This is a genomic window from Bradyrhizobium sp. WYCCWR 13022 (genome assembly GCF_030435535.1).
GTDB lineage: Bacteria > Pseudomonadota > Alphaproteobacteria > Rhizobiales > Xanthobacteraceae > Bradyrhizobium.
Genome location: NZ_JAUIZJ010000006.1, coordinates 1 through 24,452, shown reverse-complemented (window position 1 = coordinate 24,452; position 24,452 = coordinate 1). Strand labels below are relative to the sequence as shown.

At 61.7% G+C, this 24,452-nt stretch carries 6 protein-coding genes; 4 read left to right on the top strand and 2 right to left on the bottom strand.

Features of this window, described 5'->3' with window-relative positions; translation table 11 throughout:
* Positions 1-318: 318 nt before the first annotated feature.
* Positions 319-18,633: an Ig-like domain-containing protein gene (locus QY049_RS11385; RefSeq protein ID WP_301269344.1), complete on the top strand. Its 18,315-nt coding sequence runs from the start codon at positions 319-321 to the stop codon at positions 18,631-18,633.
* Positions 18,634-18,928: 295 nt separating this feature from the next.
* On the opposite strand, the gene QY049_RS11380 is transcribed toward QY049_RS11385, so the two are convergent.
* Positions 18,929-19,246, bottom strand: a complete 318-nt coding sequence (locus QY049_RS11380) for a hypothetical protein (RefSeq protein ID WP_194481838.1) — start codon at positions 19,244-19,246, stop codon at positions 18,929-18,931.
* A 75-nt stretch (positions 19,247-19,321) separates the two neighbouring features.
* Positions 19,322-19,768, bottom strand: a complete 447-nt coding sequence (locus QY049_RS11375; protein ID WP_194481839.1) for a hypothetical protein — start codon at positions 19,766-19,768, stop codon at positions 19,322-19,324.
* 237 nt (positions 19,769-20,005) lie between these two features.
* Between QY049_RS11375 and QY049_RS11370 the strand changes: the two genes are divergently transcribed.
* The 3 genes from QY049_RS11370 to QY049_RS11360 all read left to right on the top strand — a co-directional run.
* Positions 20,006-20,461, top strand: a complete 456-nt coding sequence (locus QY049_RS11370) for a hypothetical protein (RefSeq protein WP_194481840.1) — start codon at positions 20,006-20,008, stop codon at positions 20,459-20,461.
* 96 nt (positions 20,462-20,557) lie between these two features.
* The gene (locus tag QY049_RS11365) at positions 20,558-20,869 is read left to right on the top strand and encodes a hypothetical protein (RefSeq protein ID WP_194481841.1); all 312 of its coding nucleotides are present in this window, start codon (positions 20,558-20,560) and stop codon (positions 20,867-20,869) included.
* Positions 20,870-21,203: 334 nt separating this feature from the next.
* On the top strand, positions 21,204-24,452 hold a 3,249-nt coding region (locus QY049_RS11360; protein ID WP_301269343.1), incomplete at its 3' end, for a hypothetical protein.

The window sequence follows — 24,452 nt, the reverse complement described above, 5'->3', positions numbered from 1 at the left end:
TGGCAATTCACCGGCGCATTCGATCAGGCGCCGTCGGCCTTGGCGTCGTTCAGAAATCGACATCGAAATCTCGGACTCGAAGCCTCACCGGCGCGGCCCCTATCTGGTTTCAATTTCGTCCGCCGCATCGTTGCCGCTGATTCATGAATAAAATCAATTTGTTGATTGATATTCGGTTTTTTTTGAATTTCTCCATCAGTCAAATTAATTACGGGCGGAAAAACTCGCGCATTGCGCGTGTGGCTACTTTTCCGGTCGGCATTGTAATGCTATCTCAATAGGTAATTTAATTTATTTTTAACTATTTACGGTGGCGTCTTGAAGTACACCGACACATTGCCGTCGATCGGCTCGGATCACCAATCCCTTCATTTCGGCCCCGTTTCGGCTGCCGATCATCGGCCTACAAGCAGCGTCGAAATTCCCGACGCGCATCTTTTGTTCTCCGGCAACTTTGAGCGGATCGGAGCCGACCTGATCCTGTCGGACGAGCTTCATCGCGTCATCGTGCCAAACTACTTTCGCGATCACGTGCGCCCCTTGCTCGTGTCCCCGGAAGGAGCGCCGCTCGATCCCGGCGTCGTCGATACCCTGACAGGTCACACCCAGTATGCACAGGCCGGCGCGCCAGCTGCCGGCGGCAAGGTCGTGGGCCACGTCGTCAAGATGACCGGCAGCGCAAGCATCGTCCGCAATGGCGTGGCGATCGTCGCCAATGTCGGTGATGCCGTCTACCAGAGCGATGTGGTCCAGACGGGCAGCGGGTCGACCCTGGGTCTCGTGCTCGACGATGGCACGACGTTCAATCTGTCCGCCAGTTCGCGGTTCCTGCTGAACGAATTGACCTATGATGCCAGCAGCACTTCCAACAGCTCGCTGATGACCCTGGTTCAGGGCGCCGCCAGCTTCGTGGCGGGGCAGGTTGCAAAGACCGGCGATATGCGGGTGGCGACACCCACCGCCACGATCGGCATTCGCGGTACGGCTGTCATTCTCGACGTGTCCGCGACCGATGGAAAGGTGTCCGTCTCGGTCGTCGATCAGCAGGACGGTCAGGTGCATGCCGTTCAGGTTTTCAACACGGCCGGCGTCCTGATCGGTACCGTCACGAGCAACGGATCGACGCTGACGTTGACGCCGACCGCAAACTTCGACGTGATTGCTCAGCAGACCAACAAGACGACAGATCAGGTCGCTCAGGAATTCAGTGCCTTCCAGCAAGTGCTGAGCACATATGATTCCGGCAAGCAGCTGTTTCCAAATCTTCCCCAGCACACCGAGAACAAGGATCAGAACAACAACAACCCGAGCCCGAATAGCACCACGAAGTTCGCCGGCAGCCCGCCGCTCCAGCCGCCCGGTACCGAATATCATCCGCCGGCCGGGACAACTACCGTTCAACCCTCGAGCGCGACGACGTCGACGGTTGTCGTCACGGTCAATCCGTCTGACGCTGGCACGGACTTGGCGACCACCAAGTCCGTCACGGTCGATCCGATCATCATCCCGGTCAAACTGTCGTCGATACCTTTTGTCGTCACTCCGCCGAGCGTAGCGGCGATCACCTCCGGTGCGGGAGATCACATCGGCCCGGTCATGAGTGCCAATGGTGACGTGGTCTACGATCCTGACGGCGCCATCTATTTCTTCAGCCGCGAAACCGGCACGACTACCACCATCGCTTCGCCGTCGAGCGGCTGGAGCTATGGCTCGCCGACGATCAGTTCCGATGGGCGGTACATCGTCTATCAGGGATCCGATGGTAGTGGGAGTTTCGTATTCGTCTACGGCACTGATTCTTCCGATCCCGCGCATTACCATGTCCAGACTGAGCTGGCTCCAGGCAGCGCTCCCACCGTCAGCGGTGACGGCAGCGCGATCGTGGTCGAGCAAGGTGGCGGCAATATCGCGATCTACGATTTGCAGGGCAACCTGAAGGCCGTGATCACGCCGGCCGCTGCCGGAAGTTCGGGGGCGCTTTGGAAGCCCGCAATCAGTGCCGACGGCCACATTGTCGTGTTCTGGAACTCGGACGCAGCAGTTTCCGGAGGCGCAGGCCAGCTCGACGTGCTCGATCTCTCGACGGGGGGAATTACCCAGATTGGGAACACCGCCATCGGTGCGGGGACTGCGCCGCCGACCGTCAGCGCCGACGGCCACCTGATCGCCTACCAGAGCACTGACGGGACCGGCCATTCCGAAATCTATCTCTATGATCTGAACGCCGGCACGGTCGTATTCCACACCTCGAACGCCTCAGGCAGCAGTTACAGTCCGGTGCTGAGCCCTGATGGACATTTCATCGTCTTTACCAGCGACGCGCAGCTGGCGTCGGCCGATCACAACAGTTTTGCCGACATCTATATCGTCGATGTCACGAACCCGGCTGCACCGGTGTACAAGCTGGTTTCCGATGGTGTGAATGCGGCTTCCAATGGAGGCGCGGCCATCAGCGCCGGGGGCCAGTACGTCGCTTTTGGAAACAGCAGCAACATCTTCTTTGCCGACCCAACCTCGGGCCTCAGCGCGATCATTCTGGAGACCGTCAAATCGCCGGCGATGCTGACCGCGAAGGGGGCGATCTCGATCACCGGCGACTACACGGGCGTGGATATCGGCGTGACCGATCAATTTGGCAGCTCGACGCCAAATTTCACCGCGAGCTTCGATTCCGCCGGGCACATCAATTGGACCTTCAGCGAGTTGAAGAGCGACTTCGCCTTCTTGTCTTATGGCCAGGATGCGACGCAAGAGTTCATTGTCACGCTGTCCGCTGACAATGGCACCCTGACGATACCAGTTTTCATCACGGTGCATGACGGCGTACAGCCGACCATCCAGACTGCGGATGCCGCGCCGGTCGCTGCGCCCGTCACGCTTGCGCAGGGTCAGCAGGACAATTCGTATACGATCACGCCGGCCGCGCTGCTGACGGGGGTCGCCGATATCGATGGACCGTCGCTGACCATCACGTCGCTGGCGGTCAGGAGCGGAGGCGGCGGCCTCGTCCAGAACAGTGATCTGACATGGACCTATACGCCGGATCCCGGATTCAGCGGTCAGGTCGTTTTCGACTACACGGTGTCGGATTCCATCAAGTCGGCCGCTTCGATCGCAAGCCTCAACATTGCGCTGCCGCTTGCGATTACGTCGATCGCTCCGGACGGCGGCGTAGTTGGGGACTTTGTCACCAACGGTACGTCACTGACCGTCTCGGGGACCAACGGCACGCTATCGGCCGGCGAGAAGATTCAGATCAGCAGCGATGGTGGCATCACGTGGAGCGATGCCGTCCAGACGTCGGGATCGACATGGAGCCTGACCGATCCGGTCGTGCACATCTCGAACTTTGCGTATCAAGCGCGCGTCGTCGATTCCGCCAACAACGCCGTCAACTCGGTGGTTCAGGCGATCACGATCGACACGGCTGCGCCGGTGGTCGGAATCACGAGTGGCAGCGGCCTGACCAATCATGCCAACCAGATCGTCGCAGGAACAGTGGATCTGGCTGATGCGGGCACCACCGTCATTGTGTTCGATAATGGCAATTCCGTCGCCGGCGCCGTTGTCGGGGCGGATGGACACTGGAGCACGGTCGTTTCCCTGACCGAGGGGGACAATAGCCTGGTTGCCCAGGATTCCGACGTTGCAGGCAATGTCGGTGTCAGCAACACCATTGTCATTTCGCTCGACACGACGGCACCGAGCGCGGTCGCGACTGTCACGGCGCTGAGCCCGGACAGTGGCAGCTCGTCGACCGACTTCAATACCAACGTTGCCTCACAAACGATCAGCGGGACCTACACCGGTGCGCTCGGCTCCGGCGAGGTGATCCAGGTCAGCGCCGATGGCGGCGCGACTTGGGTGGCGGCGACGGCATCGAGTGGCAATTGGTCGGCCTCCGGGGTCACGTTGTCCCCCGGCGCCGGCCTGCTGTCGGTTCGCACGATCGACCTGGCAGGCAACACCACGTCCGGCACGGGCCACGCCTACACGCTGGATCAGAACGCGCCGACCGCGGTTGCGACCGTCACCGCGCTAAGCTCCGACACCGGCTCATCGAGCAGTGATTTCGTCACCAGCAGCAGCTCGCAGACAGTAAGCGGAAGCTTTACAGGCACGCTGAGCTTCGGCGAGCAGATTCAGGTCAGCGCCGATGGCGGTGCCACCTGGGTGACTGCAAGCACGAGCGGCGCGAGCTGGTCGGCGTCCGGCGTGACGCTCTCGACGGGCACGGGCGCGCTGTCGGTGCGCACGATCGACTTGGCCGGCAACATCACGTCGGGAGCGGGTCATAGCTATACGCTGGATCAGACTGCTCCTTCGGGCGGTGCGCCGGATCTGATTGCGACGTCGGATTCAGGCGTTTCCAGTACCGACAATATCACCAACGTACTGGCGCCGACGTTCTCAGTCTCGCTCGGATCTGGCGTGGCAGTGGGTGATATCGTTGAGCTGCGGCTGAATGGAGCGTCGTTCTCTCATCCGCTGGTGCATGCGGTCAGCTTGGCCGACCTCTCTGCCCAGAGCATCAGTTTCTCGGTTAATCCTGGCGATCTTGGGATCGACGGCGCCAAGCAGATTTCGGCGCTGTTCACGGATGCTGCGGGCAACAGCACGACCAGTTCGGTGCTTGGCGTCACGCTGGATACCTCGGCCCCTGTGGTGACAATCGGCAACGCGGGCGGCAACACGAACCAGGTCGCGCAGACCATTTCGGGGACTGTGGACCTCGCGGACGCAGGTGCGACCGTCAGCGTGCTGGATGGAGGTGCGCCGGTGGCTACCGCCACCGTTCAGGCCGACGGCAGCTGGAGTACGAGCGTTACGCTCCAGAGCGGCAACAACGATCTGACAGCTCAGGTCACCGATACCGCGGGCAATCAAGGTGTCAGCAATGTCGTCACCTATACGCTGAACACGAACGCGCCCATTGGCGGCACCCCGGACCTGATAGCCGCATCGGATTCCGGATCGTCCAGTACGGACAACATCACCAATGTAACGGCGCCTATTTTTACGGTTGCGCTAGGTACTAATGTAGTGGTCGGCGACACGGTCGAGCTGCTGCTTGGTGGCTCGTCTCTGGCAACTCCGGTGCTGCATACCGTCACCTCAGCCGATGTCACTGCGCACAGCGTCAGCCTGACGGTCACGGCGGGCGATCTCGGGGGCGACGGCAATAAGCAAATCTCGGCGCAGCTGAGCGATTCATTCGGAAACAGCTCTACCACAGCGGCGCTGATCGTCACCGTGGATACGACGGTGCCATCGGCGGTTGCGACGGTGACGGCGTTGGGCGCCGATAGCGGCAGTTCCTCGATCGATTTCGTCACCAACGTGGCGTCGCAGACGGTCAGCGGCACCTACACCGGTTCGCTGGGATCCGGCGAGACGATCCAGGTCAGTGCCGACGGCGGCACCACCTGGGTCACGGCGATCGCGAACACATCAAACAACACCTGGTCGGCAGCGGGAGTGACCCTGTCGGCGGCCGGCATAACGCTGTCGGTGCGGACCATTGATCCGGCCGGCAACGTCACGGCGGGCACGAGCCATAGCTATACGCTCGACACCACGGCGCCGTCGGCGGTTGCGACAGTGACGGCCCTGAGCTCCGATAGCGGCAGTTCGTCGAGCGACTTCGTCACCAACGTGGCGTCGCAGACGGTGAGTGGGACCTACATCGGTACGCTTGGCTCCGGCGAAACGATCCGGGTCAGCGCCGACGGCGGCGCCACCTGGGTTACAGCGGCCGCCAATACATCGAACCATACCTGGTCGGCATCGGGGGTAGCGCTATCGCCCAGCGGTACGACACTGTCAGTGCAGACGATCGATACGGCCGGGAATGCGACGGCGGGGACAGGGCACAGCTACACGCTCGACACATCCGCACCCACCGCAGTCGCGACGGTGACGGCGCTGAACTCCGATAGCGGCAGCTCGTCGAGCGACTTCATCACCGGCGTGGCGTCGCAGACGGTGAGTGGCACCTACAGCGGTACGCTGGGGTCCGGCGAAACGATCCAGGTCAGCGCCGATGGCGGTACCGCCTGGGTCACAGCGACAGAAAACATATCGACCAACACCTGGTCGGCGCCGGGCGTGACCCTGTTGGCGGCCGGCACCACGCTGTCGGTGCGGACCATCGATCTGGCCGGCAATGTCGCGGCGGGCACGAGCCACAGCTATACGCTCGACACGACGGCGCCGACGGCCGTTGCGACGGTGACGACGCTGAGTTCCGATAGCGGTAGTTCGTCGAGCGACTTCGTCACCAGCGTGGCGTCGCAGACGGTGAGCGGCACCTATAGCGGCACGCTGGGATCTGGCGAGACGGTCCAGATTAGCGCCGACGGTGGCGCCACTTGGGTCACGGCCACCGCGAACACGTCAAACAACACCTGGTCGGCGGCGGGGGTGACCCTGTTGGCAGCCGGCACTACGCTGTCGGTGAGAACCATTGATCTGGCAGGCAATTCCACGGCGGGCACGGGGCACAGCTATACGCTGGACACGACGGCGCCGGCGGCCGTTGCGACGGTGACGGCGTTAAGCTCTGATACCGGTTCATCGAGCAGCGACTTCGTCACCAACGTGGCGTCACAAACGGTGAGCGGCACCTACAGCGGCACGCTGGGATCCGGCGAGACGATCCGGGTCAGTGCCGACGGCGGCACCACCTGGGTCACGGCGACCGTCAATACGTCGAACCACACCTGGTCGGCGTCGGCGGTGACGCTGTCGCCCAGCGGCACGACACTGTCGGTGCAGACGATTGACACAGCCGGGAATGCGACGACGGGGACACCCCATAGCTATACACTGGATACGACGGCGCCGACGGCCGTTGCAACGGTGACGGCGCTGAGCTCCGATAGTGGCAGTTTGTCGAGTGACTTCATCACCAATGTGGCGTCGCAGACGGTGAGTGGTACCTACATCGGTACGCTGGGAGCCGGCGAGACAATCCAGGTCAGCGCAGACGGCGGCACCACCTGGGTCACGGCGACGGTCAATACGTCGAACCATACCTGGTCGGCATCTGGCGTGACGCTGTCGCCCAGCGGCACGACACTGTCGGTGCAGACGATTGATGCGGCCGGGAATGCGACGGCGGGGGTAGGTCACAGCTACACGCTCGACTCAACCGCACCTACAGCAGTTGCAACGGTAACCGCGCTCAGTTCCGATACTGGCTCATCGAACAGCGACTTCATCACCGATGTGGCATCGCAGACGGTGAGCGGGACCTACACCGGTACACTGGGATCCGGCGAGACGATCCAGGTCAGCGCGGACGGCGGCGCCACCTGGGTCGCCGCGATAGCAAATACATCGAACCATACCTGGTCGGCGTCGGGCGTGACGCTGTCGGCCAGTGGCACGACGCTGTCGGTGCAGACGATCGACACGGCGGGGAATGTGACGGCTGGGACCGGCCACAGCTATACACTGGACACGACGGCGCCGACGGCAGTTGCGACTGTGACGGCGTTGAGCTCCGATAGCGGCAGCTCGTCGAGCGATTTCATCACCAGCGCGGCGTCGCAGACCGTCAGCGGGACCTATAGCGGCACATTCGGAACCGGCGAGACGATCCAGGTCAGCGCCGATGGCGGCACCACCTGGGTCGCCGCAACGGTCAATACGTCGAACCACACGTGGTCTGCATCTGGCGTGACGCTGTCGCCCAGCGGCACGACACTGTCGGTGCAGACGATCGATACGGCCGGGAATGCGACGGCGGGGACAGGCCACAGCTACACGCTCGACACATCCGCACCGACGGCGGTTGCGACGGTGACGGCCCTGAGCTCCGATACCGGTACATCGAACAGCGACTTCGTCACCAGCGTGGCGTCGCAGACGGTCAGTGGGACCTATACCGGTACGCTGGGATCCGGCGAGACGATCCGCGTCAGCGCAGACGGCGGCACCAACTGGGTCACGGCGACGGCAAATGCGTCGAACCATACGTGGTCGGCATCAGGCGTGACGCTGTTGGCTAGCGGCACTTCATTATCGGTGCAGACGATTGACCCGGCAGGGAATGTGACGTCGGGGACACCCCATAGCTATACACTGGACACGACGGCGCCGACGGCTGCTGCGACGGTGACGGCCCTGAGCTCCGATAGCGGCAATTCGTCGAGCGACTTCATCACCAATGTGGCGTTGCAGACGGTGAGTGGCACCTATACCGGTACGCTGGGAACCGGCGAGACAATCCAGGTCAGCGCGGACGGCGGCACCACCTGGGTCACGGCGATCGCAAATACATCGAACCATACCTGGTCGGCGTCGGGCGTGACGCTGTCGGCCAGCGGCACGACACTGTCGGTGCAGACGATCGATACGGCCGGGAATGCGACGGCGGGGACAGGGCACAGCTATACACTGGACACGACGGCGCCGACGGCAGTTGCGGCGGTGACGGCGCTGAGCTCCGACAGTGGCAGTTCGTCGAGCGACTTCATCACCAGCGTGGCGTCGCAGACTGTGAGTGGCACCTACACCGGTACGCTGGGATCCGGTGAAGCGATCCAGGTCAGCGCCGATGGCGGCACAACCTGGGTGACGGCGACCGTCAATACATCGAACCATACCTGGTCGCTCTCGGGTGTGACGCTGTCGCCCGGCGGCACGACACTGTCGGTGCAGACGATTGATGCGGCCGGAAACATCACGGCGGGGACCGGCCACAGCTATTCGCTCGACACATCAGCACCCACGGCAGTTGCGACGGTAACGGCGCTGAGCGCCGATACCGGTACATCGAACAGCGACTTCGTCACCAGCGTGGCGTCACAGACGGTGAGTGGCGCTTACACCGGTACGCTAGGGTCCGGCGAGACGATCCAGGTCAGCGCAGACGGCGGCACAACCTGGGTGACGGCGACTGCAAACACGTCGGCCAACACCTGGTCGGCAGCAGGGGTGACGCTGTTGGCGGGGGGCACCACGCTATCGGTGCGGACCATTGATCTGGCCGGCAACATCACGGCGGGTACGGGGCATAGCTATACGTTGGATAGTTCGGCGCCGCCTGAAGCCGTCGCAATTACCTCCATTACCGGAGCATCGTCGCCTGCGAGCACGTCGATTATCGTTGCCGGCACCAACGGTGCGCTCCGGCCCGGCGACAAGGTGCAGATCAGCAGCAGCGATAATGCGACGTGGACGGATGTGGTGGCCAGCGGGTTGAATCGGTGGAGTTTCGCCGACAACGTCGCCCGCAGTTCGAGCTTCACCTACTTCATTCGGGTCGTGGATTCGGCCGGCAACGCCGGCGCGACGGCGACCCAGTCGGTGGTGGTTGCTAACAACGGTGCAACCGTGGCCATGGCCGCGGCCGGAGGTGTCGCCGAGTTCACCGGGACCGGCGGAAATCTCCAGGTCGGGGCGGCTGGTGTGTCCGCCACCATCAACGCCATTTCGGTCGCGAGCGGCGGATCCGCCACGATCAACGGGAGCGGCAATGTCATAACGTCTGCTGGCGATGCCATTGATCTTTACGCAACGGGAGCACCTCAGGGAAGCCCGGAAAACCTGCTGGTCAATCCAACAGGAACGATCACGGGCGCTGCCTCGGGCATCTCTGTGGCCCAGAATGCAGCGGGTTCGATCATGGTCACGACCTCCGGGCCGGTGACCGGCCTCGCGGGCCGAGGCATTCTGGCGCAGCAAACCGCAACGGGCACCGGCGCGATTACGATTAATGGATCGGGCACCGTAATCGGCACAGGCGCAGCCTTCAGTGGCATCGCAGCGCAGAACCTGAACTCATCGAACAATGCCGACATAACGGTCAGCCAAACCGGAAATATCATTGGTGGACACGACGGGATCCACGTCCAAACCAACGGCAACGGCAATATCAGCGTAACCACCGCGCCTAATCCGCTCGAGGCAACCGCGCAAATCGTCGGGTCCGCGCTCTACGGCATCGAGGCACAATCCAAGGGCACGGGCAATATCCTGATCACGACGGCTGCCGGCACGGTCATTACATCAGGCGGCGTCGGGATCAACGCGTACAACGAAGCGACCTCTTTGCCCAAGGTCGGCAATGTGATCGCAAGCTCGATTTCAGTCAATGCGAGCGGCGTGATCAACTCAGGCGTAGCTCTGACCGGACAAGGTGGCCGTGCAGCCGGTATCCTCGCCGGGTACAAAGGCGGCACGACCAATACGGTCAATGCCAGCGTGTACGGCAATGTCGTCGTCAACAACTCTGCGACCATCAACGCGGCGGGTGGTGACGGTATCCGCGCCTACAACTTCGGCCCAGGCAACGTCTCCATCAGCAATTCCGGGATGATCACTGCCAAGGATGTCTATGGCATCGTCGGTTCGAGCAACGGCACGGGCAACGTCTCGGTCACGACGACCGCCAGTTCCAGTATCACCTCGGGGTCGCATGGCATCCTTGCGATCAACCAGGCCACTTCGATTTTGCAGACCTTGGGCTCGACGGTCACCGTGATAGCCGACGGTACCATCAACTCGGGTGTACACCTTTCAGCCGGAGGCGCCTCGCCAGCCGGCATTTCGGCCGGATATTACGGCAGCAACGGCACGTCAAATCCGAACATCAACGGCTCGGTGCTTGTCGATAACGCGGCCAATATCACGGCGAGAGCGGGATACGGCATCATTGCCTTCAATCTCGGCTACGGAAACATCGCCGTCATCAACAGGGCCGACACGTCCGTGAGCGGCGGGCAATTCGGCATCAACGTCGGTTCGTCCGTCAACGGCACCGCGTCGCCGTCCGATGTCTCGGTGACCATCGAAGCCAATTCGACGCCGACGATTGCTGCAGTGACCGCGAGCTCGCTCATGGGCCTCGCCGCAATCAACGCCAACAACTCGAGCGGCGGCAACATCACGATCGTGACCGGTGCCAATGATCAGTTTATCTCCGGTGGCTTCGGCATCAACGCCAATTCGTCGGCGGGCAGCGTCGCAGTCGGAAAGCAGATATCAGTCACGACATCGACGGGGTTGATCGACTCCGGTTACAATGTCTTTTCGGGCGGTGGTACGCCTGCGGCCATTTCGGCCGGCTACGGTGTCCTCTCGCCGGCCAGCATTCACGGTAACGTCGTTCTGGACAATTCGGCGACTGTCACCGCGGCTTCGGGTTCCGGAATCAATCTCTACAACAACGGCAACGGCAGTATCAGCGCAACGCTGCGGCCGACGTCGTCGATCAACGCAGCGCAGGGAGCTGGCGTTACAGCATTCTCGGCCGCCGGCGGCAACATCGGGATCGACAACCAGGGCGCCATCACCGCGGCGGCCATCGGCATTTCCGTCAACAACGGATCCAGCGCTTCGGTCAACGGGTTGATCTCGATCTCCAATTCCGGAACGGTCTATGCGCCCGGCGTACCGTACATGCCCGTCGTGACAATCGGCAATGCGAACAGCACTCAGACCGCAACGGTTTCCAACAGCGCTACCAAGTCCATCGCCTCAACTCTCTTTGCCCGCACGACCGGCAACGTCGCCATTTCGTTCTTCACCGGCAATGGGTCGGTCACCAACAATGGCACGATCACCGGCAACGTCAATTTCAGCGGGAGTGCCAGCGGCAGCTTCAGCAACGCGTCCGGGGCAACCTGGAATATCAACGGCTGGAATTCCTTTGGCAGCGGTACAAGCACGATCGGCAATTCCGGTCTTATCAGCTTGTCTGGCCTTGCCGCCTTGTCCGGCCCAAGCGCGATCACCCTGACGAATACGGGCAGCATATCTGTCAGTTCCAATGCCTCGGCGCAGATCTTTGCGAACGTCAGCGGGGCAGGCGCGATCGCCTTGGGAGATCATGCGGCTCTCGAGCTTGGATCCTTTGTTGCGGCCTCACAGGCGATCAATTTGGCCGGCAGGGACCTTCTGACATTCGATAACCCGGCCTCGGTGGGTACCAATCTGCCGCTCACCTTTAGTACCAGCGGCAACGGCAACATTGGCACCGTCATAACCCTGCAAGGCAGTGGCATCACGGCTGCGAATGTAAGTGGCTCCACGCTGACCGTGAGCGGCGCTCAGAACCAAACGTTCCAGGTGTCCGGCACCGGGCTATCCGGCAACACGTTTGACGTTCTCTCGTCGAACCGCATCGTGCTGGTGCCAAGCAGCGCGCAGACCGTCTCAGGTATCTTTACATCGCAGCCGGCAGTAGCGCCCGCAAACTTCTACATCCTCGACAATTACCACATCAACAGCAGCACGGGCGCTGGATTCAACCTGTCGACGTCTGACACTGCGAATACGTATACGATCGTCGCCAACGCCAGTTCCGACATTGTGATCAACGGTGCGTTCCCCGGTCTCCGGGTCGCGACGCAGGGCGCCAGCGGCGCGATCATCAATGCTGCGAATATAGCCGGCCCGATCGCTGGCACTGGCCCCATCACCGGTGTCGTCGTGGATACCACGCAGAATGCAAACACCGGCAACGGCTCCGCCGACATCGTCAATTACGCAAATGTCAGCGGCACCACCAACGGCATCACCGCCAATACGGTCAACGGCAATATCAGTATTGTCAACATGGCCACCACGGTGGCCGGAACTAGCTCGTACGGAATATTGGGCGTGTCCAGCGGCACGGGCAACGTCACCATCACCTCGTCGGGCGGCACGATCACCGGCGGCTTTAACGGCATCCGCGCCGCAGCTCTGCAGGAGTTCACTCCCGGGACGGGCAACGTCATCATCTACAACTCGTCCAGCATCACGAGTGGCGCGAACTCAAACAATGCAGGCAGCGGCGCGGCCGGTCTTCGCGCGCGCATTCTCAATAACAACAACACGGTGCCGAACGCCGCGATCGCAGGCGACGTCACGATCGAGAATCGCGCCAGCATCACGGCGCTGGCCGGCGCGGGCATTTTTGCCGACAACTACGGTTCGGGAAATACGTCAGTTACGTTTGCGGGCGGCCAGAACACGATCACGGCGGTCAATGGCGGAGCGACGGGCGTCGGTAGTGGCCTTACTCAGTACGGCATCTTCGCCTTCACCTATGGTATTGGAAGCTCGCTGGTGAATTCCGGCTATGGCACCACCATTACATCGGGCAGCACTGGCATCAATGCCGGCAACCAGGCCACAACGATTGCTTCGGGCAGCGGCAGCACCGTCTCGGTCTACAGCCAAGGATTCATTTCATCCGGAACGAACGTCAACAACGGCGGCAGCGCGCAATCCGCGATCCAGGCAGGCTATAATCCCGGCGGCAGCGGCGCCTTCAGTTCTGCGGTGTATGGCGACGTGATCGTCAATGTCGCGAGTGACGGCAATCCCTTCGGCAACCCCAATCCGACTCTGCTCGCTGCGGCCGGGCCCGGCATCCTTGCGTACGACTACGGCGTCGGCAACATCACGGTCAGCGTCGGCTCGGGTGTGTCGATCAATGCACTGAACGCTGCATCGTCGTCATCGGGTGGTAATGCTCCCTATGGCATCAGCGCCACCAATCGCGGGCCGGGCAGTATTTCCGTCCTGACGTTGAACGGGTCCTCCATCAATTCCGGCAGCACCGGCATCAACGCCGTCAACGACGCAAATCCGACGGTGAGCACGCCGGATCTGGTCAATCTCTTCGCCGCCAATGCCGCTACCGGCAATCCTGCGGTCGTCGCGGTGACGGCGGCCGGCACGATCACTGCAGGCGGACAGCAAACAAACAGCGGCGGTACACCGTCCGGCATCGCCGCCGGCTTCTTTGGTGGAGGAGGGCACTCCAACCAGTATGTCAGCGGCAACGTCTTCATCAACAACGCCGCGGTGGTCAACGCTGCTGGCTTTGGTCTCCAGGGGTACAATTTCGGCTACGGCAGCATCACGATCAACGTCGCCTCGGGCGCCAACATCACGGCGGGCTCTAACGGCATCTACGCTCACGCCGACGGCGGCTTCACCGATCCGGTCACCGCCAGCGCGCTCACGCGTGATATCTCGATCAACGTATCGGCAAACACGACGATCACCGCCGGCTCTGCGGCTTTCAACAAGGCCTACGGCATTCTCGCCTTCAGCGTCAACGCGAGCAGCATCTCGATCGTGACTTCGGCGGGGGACACGATCGATTCGCAACAGGGCGGCTCCGGCATCAACGCCGTCAACGAGGCCACCAGCATTGCCCAGTCGTTCAACAGTTCGGTGGTCGTGACAAACGCGGCGACAATCCACTCCGGCATCGGCCTCACCGGATTCAACGGCCAGCCGGCCGGTATCATCGCGGGCTATATCGGCCAAACGACGGACCCGAGCCTGAACAATCCGCCGAACCCTGCGAACTACAACGTCTATGGCGAGGTCGACGTCAACAACTTCGGCAATATCACGTCGAATGCAGGCGACGGCATCAGGGCTTACAATTATGGCGTCGGCGACGTCTATGTGAACAATTTTGCCGGAACCATCGTCGCCATGGGCGGCGCCAGCCCGCCGAACGGAACGGGTGTCGGCATTCTCGCGCAGAATTTCGGACCGGGCAGCATTCATCTGACGACCTCGGCCACGACCTCGATTACGTCAGGCAGTTCCGGCATCGCTGCGGTCAACAAGGCGACCACTGCGGACCCGCTCCATCCCACCGTGGTCGTCCCCGCGACATCCGAGATCGCCGTTTATGCCTCCGGAATCATCAAATCCGGCACGACGCTGACGGGGTCCGGCGACGTGCCTGCGGGCATCTTGGCCGGCTACAACCCGAACAATTTGAACAACCCCCAGGTGGGCGTCGGCGTCCACGGCAACGTTTTCGTCGACAGCCATGCCACGATCCAGGCACCGTTCGGCACGGATGGTATTCGCGGGGTCAACTACGGCGGTCCGGATAGCAGCGGCGCTGGCGGCGATATCAATATTTTCATCGAAACCGACTCGACTGTGACGGGCGGGCGCTATGGCGTCGCCGCCCTGAGTTACGGCGTTGCCGTCGACCCACTGAGCCCTGACCCACAGAACCCGAACTATGTTCCCAATGGCGGAGACGTCAGTGTCACGAACAACGGCGCGGTGTTTGGTGGCGGGCTCGCGGCGATCAACGCGACGACCAACGGCGCCGGCGTGGCGACAATCGACAACACCGGTTTCGTCAGTGGTGTGGTGATAGGTTACAATGCGACTTTCACCAATGAGGCCAGCGGGCGCTGGCTCTTTGACGGCACCAGCAGCTTCACCGGCGCAAGCAGCTTCACTAACGCCGGAACCATCGAGACCAGCGGTACGTCCGCGATCAGCGGCCTCGATAGTTTCACCAACACCGGGATGATCACCGTCGATTTGGGCACCTTGACGATCGGCGCGCCCATGACCGGCGGCGGCACCGCCCGGCTCTACAATGGAACACTGGTTCTCACGGGCGTGTCCGACGTCAATGTCCAGTTTGCCGACATCAATCCCGTAAGCGGTGGCGAACTGGTGCTCTTGGATCCCATTCACTTCACCGGTACCGTTACAGGCTTCGACTTTGCCGACGCGATCGATCTTGCCAACGTTGCGCCTGGCAGCGTCAGCGTTACGAATGACGGCGGCTTCCTGCGCGTCAATTTCGCCGGCGGCGCGATCCAGCTGCTCGGCAATTACGCGGCCAACGGCTTCTCGATCAACTCCGATCTCAGTGGCGGCACGCTCGTCCGCTGGGAAGGGACCACCCACGGACCAGTGATCGACGCCTCGCATTTCACGCTTCAAAACAACGCGGACGGTACGACCACGATCTTCGGCCTTAATGTGAGCGATACCGATCCGGTCGGATCGCTGAACATGGCGATGGCCACGATAACCTCCTCGGGGGTGGGTACGGTCTCGCCAAGCAGCGGCTCGGGAACCCTCTCCGACCTCACCACCACGCTCAACAACGGCGTGATCTACAATCCGACTGCGGCACCGGCGCAGAAGGAAATGATCACGATGACGATCACCGACAGTGACGGTGGGTCTGACGCGGTGCATTTTATCTTCACGCCCGGTTCGAACAACGGCGGCAACGGTGTTACCCTGCAGGGGACCTCCGGCGAGGACGTGATTTTCGCGACCGGCGGCCCTGATACGCTGACCGGCGGTGCGGGCGCCGATCTGTTTGTCATCACGCCTAACGGTTCAAGCACGGCGCAGGACACGATCACCGACTTTGTCGAGGGCTTCGACAAGATCGATCTCAGGCAGATGCCAGGGATTTTCTTCCTGGCTGACATCCAGTCACGCGCCACGCAGCAGGGCAACGATGCCCTCATCGACTTCGGCGCTACCGGCGGAGTGATACTGAAGAACGTCCTGGCGACGAGCCTTCTGGCCGGCGACTTCATCTTCAACAACGGCGTCACCGGGACCACCGGCAACGACACGCTGGTCGGCACCGGCCAGGTCGACGGGCTGTTCGGGCTCGATGGCAACGACCGCCTGCAGGGCCTTGCCGGCAACGATTGGCTGGATGGCGGTCAGGGCTTTGACCGCGCGATCTATACGGATGCGACCGGGCCCGTGACGATCAATCTGGCCGCGGGCACGGTGAGCGGTGCCGGGGTCGGCACCGACACGCTGGTCAACATCGAGGGCGCGGTCGGCAGCAATTTTGCCGACACGTATAACTCGGCGGGATTTACCGGCGACAGCGCGATACCGGGCACGCCGGTCGGCTTCAACGAATTCGAGGGCAAGGGTGGCGACGACACCATCATCAGCAATCTCAACAGCCAGGGCGCCGAGCTGACACGGGTGTCCTATGTCAGTGCGACCGGGGCGGTGACGGTCGATCTTATGGCGGGATACGCCCAAGGGGATGCGTCCGTCGGTCACGACACGCTCGTCGGCTCGGGCTTCAGTGGCGTCTACGGATCGGCGTTCGACGACACCATCAGCGGCAGCAATAATCCAAACTTCACGGCGGAAGTTTTCGCCGGCTTTGCCGGCAACGATCTGATCGACGGTCGCGGCGGCTTTGACCGCGCCGACTACAACGTCGATTCGACGACCACGTCGGGCATCAACGTCAACCTTGCGGCGGGCATCGTGACGGGTGACGCAACGGTCGGAACCGATACGCTGCGTTCGGTCGAGGCGGTCCGCGGTACCAACTTTGCCGATACCTACGACGCGACGGGTTTCAGCAATAACAGCACGAATGCAGGCTCGCTCGGTACGTTCAACGAGTTTACCGGCAACGGTGGTGACGACACGATCATCGGCAACGGCAACACGCGACTCGGCTTCAACAACGCCACGGCGGGCGTGAATGTCGATTTTGTGACCGGTATTGCCACCGGAGATGCATCTGTCGGCACCGATCACTTCAGCGGAGTGAATGCGGTGCAGGCGTCGGTGTTCGATGACACCCTGCTCGGAGGTGCGACCAACGACACCTTTACCGGACTTGCCGGCAACGACTACATCGACGGTCGCGGTGGCTTTGACATCTCATCCTACAACAACATCTTCTTCACCACCGGCGGCGTGACGGTGAACATGGCGGCGGGCATCGCGGCCGGAGACGCCTCGATCGGCAGCGACACGCTGCACTCGATCGAGGGCATCCAGGGCACGATGTTCGCCGACACCTACGACGCGACCGGCTTTGGCCAGGCGGGCGCTGCCAATGTTGGCAGTCTCGGCACCTTCAACCAGTTCGAAGGCCTTGGCGGCGACGACACGATCACCGGCAACGGCAACACCAAGGTCATCTATGGCAATTCGACCGATGGCGTGACGATCACGATCGGCGTCGGCGGCGCCGGCACGGCACAGGGCACGGCGAGTGGCGATCTGGCCACCGTCGGCCACGACGTCTTCACCGGTGGCGTCAACGCCGCGCTCGGCAGCAACTTCGCCGACGTCTACGACGCACACGCCTTCGACGGCGGCTTCAACGCGTTTCAGGGCAATGCCGGGGATGACACCATCACAGGCAATGGCGCGACCCAGATACAGTACGGCAATGCGACCACCTCAGGTGTGACGATCACGATCGGCGCAGGCGGGGTCGGCACGGCTGCAGGCGATACCTCGGTCGGCACGGACCACTTCACTGGAGTTAACAGTGCGATCGGTAGCAGCTTTGCCGACAGCTACAACGCGTCCGGGTTCAGCGGCTTCAACTCGTTCCAGGGCCAGGGCGGCAACGATACCATCACCGGCAATGGCGCGACCCAGATCCAGTTCAGCAACGCCACCGCCGGCGTCGCAGTGGACCTTGCTGCCGGCACTGCGGACGGCGATGGCTCGGTCGGACACGACATCTTCACCGGCGTCAGCAATGTCGTGGGCTCGAACTTCAACGATACGATTACGGGCAATGCCGCCAACAACGTTCTCTCCGGCTTGAATGGCAACGATACTTTTGTCTTCAAGGAGGTGACCGGTGGCGGAATAGGAAATGACGTGATCACGGACTTCGTCGCCGGACAGGATCATATCCAACTCGACTATGCGGCATTCGATCCGAACAACGCTTCGACCTTTTCCGCCTGGCTGTCGAGCCACGCCAGCACGGTGAACGGCACGGATACGTTGATCGACCTCGATCCCGTGTCGAACCCGGGCAAGGATACGATCCTGCTGAAGACCGTGGCGCAAGCCAGTCTACATGCCAGCGACTTCATCGTGCCCTGAAGTGGCTGTCTGCGGAGGTGTCTCGCCATTGAATTACTGCCTTTGGGTGCCGTCGTGTTTGTGCAGGTAGTGCGTCTGGCTCTCAAGAACCCGGGTCGGGAGCACGGATGAAGGAGATAGAGGTTTTGCTGAGGTCTCTCGTTGACGTCGACCGCGACATGTTGATCTCAGTGTTGTCCATGGAGGTTCAGACTGCGACAAAGATCGCGATGAGCGGTCACCAGCGAACCGCCTGGCAGCGCGTCAAGAGGCAAGGCGCCGTCGAGCGCGCCGCGCGTCTTGCACATATCCTGGCCTATTTCAGGGACGGCGAGGCACCGCCCGGCATGTCGGAGGATGACCGTGAGCTTTGCGCACAGATTGCGGAAAAGCGCAGCTTGTAGGTCGATGCGATGATGCGGACTGCAAGACGTTCGATGAAGAGTTGATCGCCATGGATGAGAACGACGCATTGCTGGCGGACCTTGCGGTCGGCAGTCGCTTCCGGGTCAAGTCCCTTGGAAAGCACAGCAGACGTCTGCACGGCCGGACCGGACGGGTCGTCGGTTTCGCCCATACCAAGAACGCGCTTCGGGTCATTCTCGATGGACAGAAATCCCCGCAGACGCTCCATCGCAGCTACCTCGAACCCCTGACCGAGACCGCACCCTGAGGCAAGGTGCGCTCGACCCTCCGGCTTGATGCGACGTCAGTTGGATTCGATAGGTGCGATCAGATCGACGATGCGAAGCAAGCCCTGACAGACGCGCCAGATGCAGCCTGTCCCGAGAAAGAGTTCGGTAGACGCATTCATGTCGCCGAACTGGAGGTGATATCCGTTGGCGATCACGTTGATGGATATGCGGATGCCGTTCGTGCCCACCAGCTGGGTGCGCGCGGTATGGACCGCTTCCACCAGCCGCCGTCCGAACTCCCTGGCGTCCTCGATATCGAGCGTTGCCAGCCGCGGCGGCGTGCGGGCTTGGTTGAACGGAAACACCGCGTCGATGAGTATGGTGTGCCCGTCCGATTGCAGTAGCAGCTGGCTGACCGACTTTCCGGCCGGGAAGAGGAAACAGCGCTCGTCGAGATCGATCTTGATCTCGTGCTTCGGCCGTAACTCGGCGATGATCCGGGGTGCGGGATTGATATTCATCGTGCTGCAATGCGAGTTGACCGTAAAATGGCTTTATCCTAGGCCGCTGTCGTGGAAGCGGCAAGCTGGATGAGATCAGGGACCGAAATGTTCCGGCATTCGACAGGCCGGCGGAGGCGCTATCGCGAGCCGCCATGTGCGGTATAGTCGATAAAGATTTAGACACGGACGCGGGCCGGGGAGACCCGACCGCGATTTTTTTGGGACATTGGGCCAATGGCAATCAGGATTGCGGCGGTGAGCTCCGCCACCATGTCGGACGACCGCAAGGAATTCGTCGTTCATACCACCGGTAAATACACCGGCGCGCTGGAGCTGCGGTTCGCCAGCGACTGCGTCGACGATTTGATCGCTGCGCTGACAAGCGCGCGGGGCGACGCGCACCCGGCGGCCCCAGATGCCGCCCAGCCGGCCGCCGCCCCGGCAGTCGTCCGCAATCCGAACGGCGCGGAGGCGGTCGCGCCGGCTGTGCCCAGCAAGGACAATCCCGACGAGGTGAAGTTCGAGATCCCCAAGAACTGCACGATTTCCGCCGATAACTCCGGCCGTGGCCTGGTGCTGTTCATTCTCAATCACCGGCTGGAACGACAGGCCGGCTACGCATTCACCCCGGACGCGGCGAAACAATTGGCCGGAGGGCTCACCAAGAGCGCCGATGCATTGCTGGCGCGGCAGGCGGCACCGAAGACCTAGGCGTCGAGCCGCCGTGTTGGTTTCCGGTCTTTTTTGACCCGTTCCGCAAGAAGTGACGATGATGAACAACGCAATCACGCTCAGCATTCGCCCGAAATGGCCGAGATCTCGGATCACTACGCGGCCTGGTCCCAAGGCCGCGAGATTGGCACGATCCGTCACGCGCGCGATGCGAGCGGGCCTGATCGTTCGTGGGAATGGTTCATCGTGGTCCCGATGGGTCTGCCGGCCTGGGCGAGCGGCGACGCACCGGACAGGGACACGGCAATCAGGGCGTTCAGCGCAGCCTGGGGAAGGCTGCTGAAGGAAACGCAGCCGCAGCGGCTGCAGCGCGCCTGGGAACTGGGCCATGCGGCGCAATCGCGAAGCGCGCCGTCGCAGTGCTCGCCGTCTCCGACCGTTGGCTGAGAGCCGGACGATCCTTCCGCTCGTCGGGCTGCCTAAGGTATTTGCCAACCTGCGAAAATCGGCGTTTGTCCGGATTTTCCCGACCATTGACGTCTCCAGCCGTAGCTTTTGCTCTTATAAACGTTGCATTATTGGCAAATAATTGCTTAATTTTCCCGGTTTGGCTCGTTTTGGGCAGAGGCTGTTTTGATTGATTTTTGCCCTCGTTGTTTTGCGTAGGCCGGCACGCGTGTCCCGCGTGAACGGTTTTTTTTATGCAGCCAACGACCGCAGAGCGGCGTCCTCCCAATCGGTTCCGGAATTTTTTTGATTCAGGGCTTTTGGAGGGTAGGTCATGGCAACGTTCAAATACGATCCGGCGACGGGCACGTACACTCTTGTCGATGACACGCAACTGATCGCAGATCCCACTCTAGCCAATCTTTCAGTCGCCACGGATCAGATGGATTATGCGCCGGGCTCGACGGCCGAGATCACGGTTTCGGGCTTTAGCTCGGGCGACACCGTCGAGATTACCGCTCAAGTGGTTGAAGCCGACGGAACGCTGGATGCCATCACGTTCGACACGATATTGACCGTCGACGGCAACGGCACCGGATTGACCACCATGTGGATCGATCCAACGCTCTATACCAACCAGACCATCCTGCTGACCGCGACCGACCTGACCGCGGGCGTCATGACGACGGAAATTTTCACCGACGCGACGCCTCCTGTTCCGACCGATTTCGGATATGTCGATGCGCATATCGACCTGGCGACGACCAACGCCACCACGCTCAGCGACGCTGGAGCCATCTGGGCCAACTCAGGAACGGCGCTGGTTCCCGGCAAGACCAGCGGCACCGGCACTTACAGCACATTCTCGGAGGTGCAAACTTCGAGCGGATCGGAGCAGGGGTTCAACACGAGTGCAAATGGTGTCCTGGACGAGAAATATAGCGACGTTCACAATCACCAACTCCATCTGACGAATCTTGTCGCGGTCTACGACGACGGCAGCGTGGTGGGTTCGGGGACGCCAACAGGAACCACCTATTACGAGTTCAAGCTCGATCTGCATCAAAGTGGCAGCAAGCCGTATCTGTCGCTCGACGGCTTGCAGATTTGGCAGTCGCACACCGACAACCTCGGTCTCAACACCTATACGGCGACGCCCGATACCGATGGTTCGCAGCCATCCACTGCCCCAAGCTTCAGTTTCAATGCGGGTGTTGCGACGCAGATCTACGATCTCGGCGCTCACTCTGTTCTCCTGAACGCTTCGTTCGCGGCGGGTAGCGGCGGCGGTAGCGACGTGATCGTGCTGATTCCGACGGCCGACTTTGACCCGTCATTGGGCAATGCCATCTATCTCTACTCGGCCTTTGGCAACCAGGGCGCCGATTGGCAGGCGAACTCGACCTTCGAGGAGTGGGGGGCTCTGACCGGCACGAACAGCACCCCCAATCCGACGGCGATCCTATCCGGATTCAAATATAATGATCTCAACACCAATGGTGTGCTGGATCCCGCCACGGATCTGCCGTTGCAAGGTTGGACGATCGACCTTTACAAGGACAACGACAATTCGGGAACGCTCACGGCTGCGGACACGCTATTTGCGAGTACGTCGACCGACGCGAGCGGCGCCTACCAGTTTGGTGATCTCGTAACGGGCATTGCCGCCGGCAATTACATCATTGTCGAGGAGAACCAGGCCGGTTGGACGGAGACGCCCGACATCCACACGACGCTTGTCAACGCGGCCTTCAATGCTGGCGATGCCGAACATGGCTATGCTGTGACCGTTCTGGCTACGGATACGACCCGCACCGGATTTAACTTCGCAAACCACGAGTCGAACTTCTCGGCCAGCGGCCAGAAGTTCGAGGACCTGACTGGGGACGGCAAGACGGCCGACGACCAGGGCTGGACCTATGGTCCGGTCACGATCTTCATTGACGAGGACAACAGCGGTACCCTGACGGCTGGTGACAAGTCGACGACGACCGATGCGACCGGTCACTGGTCGATTGGTGGACTGACGCTGTCCGACGTCGGCAAGATCATTTACGAGGTCGTGCCGAGCGGCTCTGAGCAGACCGGCGTGCTGGTGCAGACGGTCGACAATCCCGGCGGCGGCGGGACCGATACCGGCAACGACTTCACCAACTTCCGCAACTTCACCGTCAGCGGCCAGAAGTTCGAGGATCTGACCGGCAACGGCAAGACCGCCGACGACCAGGGCTGGACCTATGGTCCGGTGACGGTCTTCATTGACGAGGACAACAGCGGGGATTTGAGCGCCGGCGATAAATCGACGACGACCGATGCGACCGGTCATTGGTCGATCGGTGGTCTGACGCTGTCCGACGTCGGCAAGAGCATCTACGAGGTCGTGCCGAGCGGCTCTGAGCAGACCGGCGTGCTGGTGCAGACGGTCGACAATCCCGGCAGTGGCGGGACCGACACCGGCAACGACTTCACCAACTTCCGCAATTTCACCGTCAGCGGCCAGAAGTTCGAGGATCTGACCGGCAACGGCAAGACCGCCGACGACCAGGGCTGGACCTATGGTCCGGTGACGGTCTTCATTGACGAGGACAACAGCGGGGATTTGAGCGCCGGCGACAAATCGACGACGACCGATGCGACCGGTCATTGGTCGATCGGTGGTCTGACGCTGTCCGACGTCGGCAAGAGCATCTACGAGGTCGTGCCGAGCGGCTCTGAGCAGACCGGCGTGCTGGTGCAGACGGTCGACAATCCCGGCAGTGGCGGGACCGACACCGGCAACGACTTCACCAACTTCCGCAACTTCACCGTCAGCGGTCAGAAGTTCGAGGATCTGACCGGCAACGGCAAGACCGCAGACGACCAGGGCTGGACCTATGGTCCGGTGACGGTCTTCATCGACGAGGACAACAGCGGGGATTTGAGCGCCGGCGACAAATCGACGACGACCGATGCGACCGGTCACTGGTCGATTGGCGGGCTGACGCTGTCCGACGTCGGCAAGAGCATCTATGAAGTCGTGCCGAGCGGCTCTGAGCAGACTGGGGTGCTGGTGCAGACGGTCGACAATCCCGGCAGTGGCGGGACCGACACCGGCAACGACTTCACCAACTTCCGCAACTTCACCGTCAGCGGCCAGAAGTTCGAGGATCTGACCGGCAACGGCAAGACCGCCGACGACCAGGGCTGGACCTATGGTCCGGTGACGGTCTTCATCGACGAGGACAACAGCGGGGATTTGAGCGCCGGCGACAAATCGACGACGACCGATGCGACCGGTCATTGGTCGATCGGTGGTCTGACGCTGTCCGACGTCGGCAAGAGCATCTACGAGGTCGTGCCGAGCGGCTCGCAGCAGACCGGCGTGCTGGTGCAGACGGTCGACAATCCCGGCAGTGGCGGGACCGACACCGGCAACGACTTCACCAACTTCCGCAACTTCACCGTCAGCGGCCAGAAGTTCGAGGATCTGACCGGCAACGGCAAGACCGCAGACGACCAGGGCTGGACCTATGGTACGGTGACGGTCTTCATCGACGAGGACAACAGCGGGGATTTGAGCGCCGGCGACAAGTCGACGACGACC